6 protein-coding genes are annotated in these 3,900 nt (G+C 64.5%); 3 read left to right on the top strand and 3 right to left on the bottom strand.

The features are described 5' to 3' along the window. Positions 1-204: 204 nt before the first annotated feature. The gene (locus VDP82_RS15130; RefSeq protein ID WP_323015665.1) at positions 205-399 is read left to right on the top strand and encodes a hypothetical protein; all 195 of its coding nucleotides are present in this window, start codon (positions 205-207) and stop codon (positions 397-399) included. 40 nt (positions 400-439) lie between these two features. Continuing rightward, complete coding sequence (locus VDP82_RS15135; RefSeq protein WP_323015666.1) at positions 440-973, top strand: adenine phosphoribosyltransferase; 534 nt, start codon at positions 440-442, stop codon at positions 971-973. Between the two features lie 18 nt (positions 974-991). On the opposite strand, the gene VDP82_RS15140 is transcribed toward VDP82_RS15135, so the two are convergent. The 3 genes from VDP82_RS15140 to VDP82_RS15150 all read right to left on the bottom strand — a co-directional run bounded on the left by VDP82_RS15140 (position 992) and on the right by VDP82_RS15150 (position 3,035). Continuing rightward, on the bottom strand, positions 992-1,393 hold the full coding sequence (locus VDP82_RS15140; RefSeq protein WP_323015667.1) for a hypothetical protein: 402 nt from the start codon (positions 1,391-1,393) through the stop codon (positions 992-994). A gap of 98 nt (positions 1,394-1,491) precedes the next feature. After that, entirely contained in the window at positions 1,492-1,674 is a 183-nt protein-coding gene (locus VDP82_RS15145) for a hypothetical protein (protein WP_323015668.1), read from the bottom strand. 302 nt (positions 1,675-1,976) lie between these two features. After that, positions 1,977-3,035 carry a TerC family protein gene (locus tag VDP82_RS15150; protein ID WP_323015669.1) on the bottom strand — a complete coding sequence of 353 codons (1,059 nt, stop codon included), beginning with the start codon at positions 3,033-3,035 and terminating at the stop codon, positions 1,977-1,979. Between the two features lie 422 nt (positions 3,036-3,457). Between VDP82_RS15150 and VDP82_RS15155 the strand changes: the two genes are divergently transcribed. Next, the coding region (locus tag VDP82_RS15155) for a DedA family protein (protein WP_323015670.1) at positions 3,458-3,900 on the top strand (443 nt) is incomplete at its 3' end.

The following is a 3,900-nucleotide window of genomic DNA, read 5'->3' on the forward strand; positions in this document are numbered from 1 at the left end:
TCTTCTTGTCTTGAAAGGCTCCGCTGGAGCCTTTCATCGGCTCCGCCGACCGCCGGCGACGCCCATCAAAGGGGAGATTGGGAGGAGGTGGAGCTCCATCCGCCGGCCTCTCAAATGCTTCCCGATCACATCTCTTTTCCCCCATCGCCCCTTGCCATAAGCCCCGCCTGCCGCGATATTCGGCCTGAGACAAACGGAGCTGCCATGTCCGCCATTCGCCTCGTGGTGACCCTTGCCACCGCAGCCATCACCGTCAGCCGCCATCCGGCGGTGCGGGCCGGCCTTCATGCGGTCGCCGCCAATCCGGCGACGCGCGAAAGGGCGGCCGATCTCACCCGCCGCGCCGCCTATAATGCCGGGGTCCTGGCCCGCCATATCGTCGGCAACAAGCCGCGCTGACCGCCCCAGTTTTTCCTGCCGTCCCGCTCAAAGGCCTGCCATGTCGCTCGACCTGAAATCCCTCGTGCGCACCATTCCCGACTATCCCAAGAAGGGGATTCTCTTCCGCGACATCACTACGCTGATCGAGCATCCCGAGGGGTTTCGCGAGAGCGTCGAGCGCATCGCCGCGCCCTATCGCGGGCGGGGCATCACCCACGTCGCCGGCATCGAGGCGCGCGGCTTCATCTTCGGGGCGGGCGTTGCCATTGCGCTGGGCGTGGGCTTCATTCCGGTGCGCAAGAAGGGCAAGCTCCCCGGCCAGACCATCGGGCAGAATTACGCGCTCGAATATGGCGTGGACACCATCGAAATCCATGCCGATGTTCTGGCGCCGGCCCACAAGGTGCTGCTGGTTGACGATCTCATCGCCACCGGCGGCACGGCCATCGCCGCCGTGGGCCTGCTGCGCCGCACCGGCGCCAGCGTTGCCGACGCCGCCTTCGTCATCGACCTGCCCGATCTGGGCGGGGGCGACAAGCTCAAGGCCGAAGGCGTCGCCGTCACCGCGCTGATGGAATTTGCCGGCCATTGAGGCGGCCGCCGCGCGGGCTTACCAGCTATTCCGCCCGTCCACGGCGGTAATGGTGATGGCGCTCCAGTCCAGATCGTCCACCAAATTGAGGTTGAGCCCGTATTTGCGCGCGGTGGGAACGGCGGTGCCGTCTCCCGCCTTGGGGGTGCCGTCCTCATTATAGAGGCTAGACCAGTCCGGCGCATCGCCCCAGGTCTGCATGCCGCAGCGCCCGCAGAAATAATGCTGTTGCAGCTCCGGCCGGGTGCTGTAGAGCCGCTCGTCCTCGTGCGAGAGGAAGATCAGTTCGCCGGGGGCGTAATAGGCCCACCTGGCTCCCGTACGGGCGCAATAGCTGCAATTGCAGCTGGTGGCGTCGGTGGGATGGGCCGGCAACTGGATGCGCGTTGCGCCGCAATGGCAGCGGGCGATGAGGGGCATGGCGGTTCTCCTTCCGTCAGGATGTCAGCTTGCCCCTTTGTCCGGACAGTCCGTGTCAGCAAGAAGGCCGGAGGGTTCACCCCCGGCCTTTGCGCGTGTCAGGACTGCGGCGTCTTGCCCAGCAGGGTTTCGAGCGCGGGCAGGGGCGGGGTCTCCTTGTCCGTCTTGGGCTGGGCGACCCGGCGCGCCTCGAGGCGGCTCATGGGCAGGGGCGCGCCATGACGCGGCACGTTGCTGCTGCGTTTGATCGGCTGGGGCCGCTGGAAGATGTTCTTGGGCATGGCAATAGCTCTCCTTTCCCGCCGGCCAGCGGCGCGGCGGGGTGTCATGGAACAGACGGCGCCAGAAGACGCCGCGCGAAAGCGGAAGGGAACGCGAGGGGAGCGGATGCCGGGAGGGGGAACGGGTGCGGCGCCTAAGACGACGCCTCACGGGCCGAAGGCGATCCGGCGCGGACCTGATCCTGCTCGGGACGGCATCCATGCCCAATGCCGACGCAAGCGCGTGGAAAAGGGCAGTCCTGCGTCCGGGGCGGGGTCTCAGATCATTTCGGCACGAACCTCTTGGCTGGAACGGGGCCATGCTAGCCCCGAGGGCGGAGCGGCGTCAACCGCCGCTCCGCTCGCGGGGGTCTGGCGCCGGGCGTTGGGGTCGGATCGTCTTCGGCCAGCGGCGCGTTGCGGGTCTTCCACAGCGAGAAGATCACGCCGCCGGCGAGGATGCCCACGGTGACGACCAGCGAGAGCAGGGTGTCGATCTTGATGCCCACGGGCACGAGGAAAATCTTGATGCCCACCAGCACCAGCACGATGGCCAGCGCCGTTTGCAGGTAGCGGAAGCGCCCCATGGCGGCGGCAAGGGCGAAATACAGCGCCCGCAGGCCCAGAATGGCGAAGATGTTGGACGTGTAGACGATGAAGGTGTCCTGCGTCACCGCGAATACGGCGGGCACCGAATCCACCGCGAAGATCAGGTCGACGGTTTCCACCATGATCAGCGCCACCGCCAGCGGCGTCAGCCAGGTCACCAGTTTCCCGGTCTTGGGGTCGGGCTGCTTGACGGTGAAATTGCGCCCCTGCAACTCCTTGGTGACGCGAAAGCGGCTGGTGATGAAGGCGAAGACCGGATTGGCGGCGATGTCGTGCTCTTCGTCCTTGTGGCTGAACATCTTGACGCCGGTAAAGATCAGGAAGGCACCGAAGCCGAACAGGATCCAGCTGAAGGAATGCACCAGCGCCGCGCCCAGCCCGATCAGGATGGCGCGGAAGGCGATGACGCCCAGAATGCCCCAGAACAGCACGCGGTGCTGATAAAGGCGGGGAATGGCGAGGAAACTGAAGATGGTGGCGATGACGAACATGTTGTCCATCGCCAGCGACTGCTCGATCAGATAGCCGGTATAGAATTCCAGCCCCGCCTCGGCGCCGCGCTGCCACCACACCCAGCCGCCGAAGGCCAGCGCGATGGCGACGTAGAAACTATAGAGCCCCAGGCTTTCCTTGGCGCCGATCTCGTGTTCGTCGCGATGCAATATGCCCAGGTCGAAGACCAGAAGGCCGATGACGATCGCGATGAACGCGACCCAGAAATAAACGGGTGTACCCAGAAAATCGCCCATCAGGGCGGCAAGAAGCGATTCCATCGCCGGACCATCTCCATGTCAATTCGGAGCAGCTCCGACATCACGAGAGCATGAATGCACTCTCGTCAGAGGGGCCCGGCGCCGCCCTGATAAAATGGTGCAGCGGCGCAAAGGTTCAAGGGCGAAACAAAAAAATCGTGGTGAATGCACCCGCTCCATCGCACACGCAGGGGCTATCACATGTGCAAAATCAAGAATCCACGATGGTTCAGTGCTCACCCTCCCCTTGCGGGGATGGATCAAGGAGGGGGTGATGTTGGGGCAGGTCGCTGCCTCGCAACCACGCCCGTTCCCGCCATTGTGAAGCTCTCGCGACATCGGCGCCCGGCGAACACAATTCTTTGCGCTTGAGCGATCCGGCCGGAGCGATCATAAATCAGCCTCCGGTGGTGTCACCGCGTGAGAAGCGAGGCCCCGCCGGCATGTTCGATATCTTCCATACCGTGTCGAGCTATCTCGAAGCCTTCCTCAATACCATTTCCGGCAATTTCTGGCTCACCTTCTGGTTCATCTTCGCCGTTGCCATCGGCGAGGCGGTGTTCATTCTGGGGCTGTTCATTCCCTCCACCCCGGTGCTGCTGCTGGCCGGCGGCATCATCGCCGAAGGGCGCCTGCCCTTCTGGGAAGTGTATTTCGCCGCCGTCATCGGCGCCATTATCGGGGACGCGCTCTCCTATGCCATCGGGCATTTTCTGAAGGGCACGATCAAGGAAATCTGGCCCTTCCGCCACCACCGCGACCTCATCGCGCGGGGCGAGATCTTCTTTGCCCGCCATGGCGGCAAGGCGGTGTTCATCGGCCGCTTCATCCCCGGGGTGAAGGCGGTGATCCCCGGCGTCGCCGGCATCATGGGCATGCCCTATCG

The sequence above is a fragment of the Devosia sp. genome, assembly GCF_034675085.1.
In the GTDB taxonomy this organism is placed as follows: domain Bacteria; phylum Pseudomonadota; class Alphaproteobacteria; order Rhizobiales; family Devosiaceae; genus Devosia.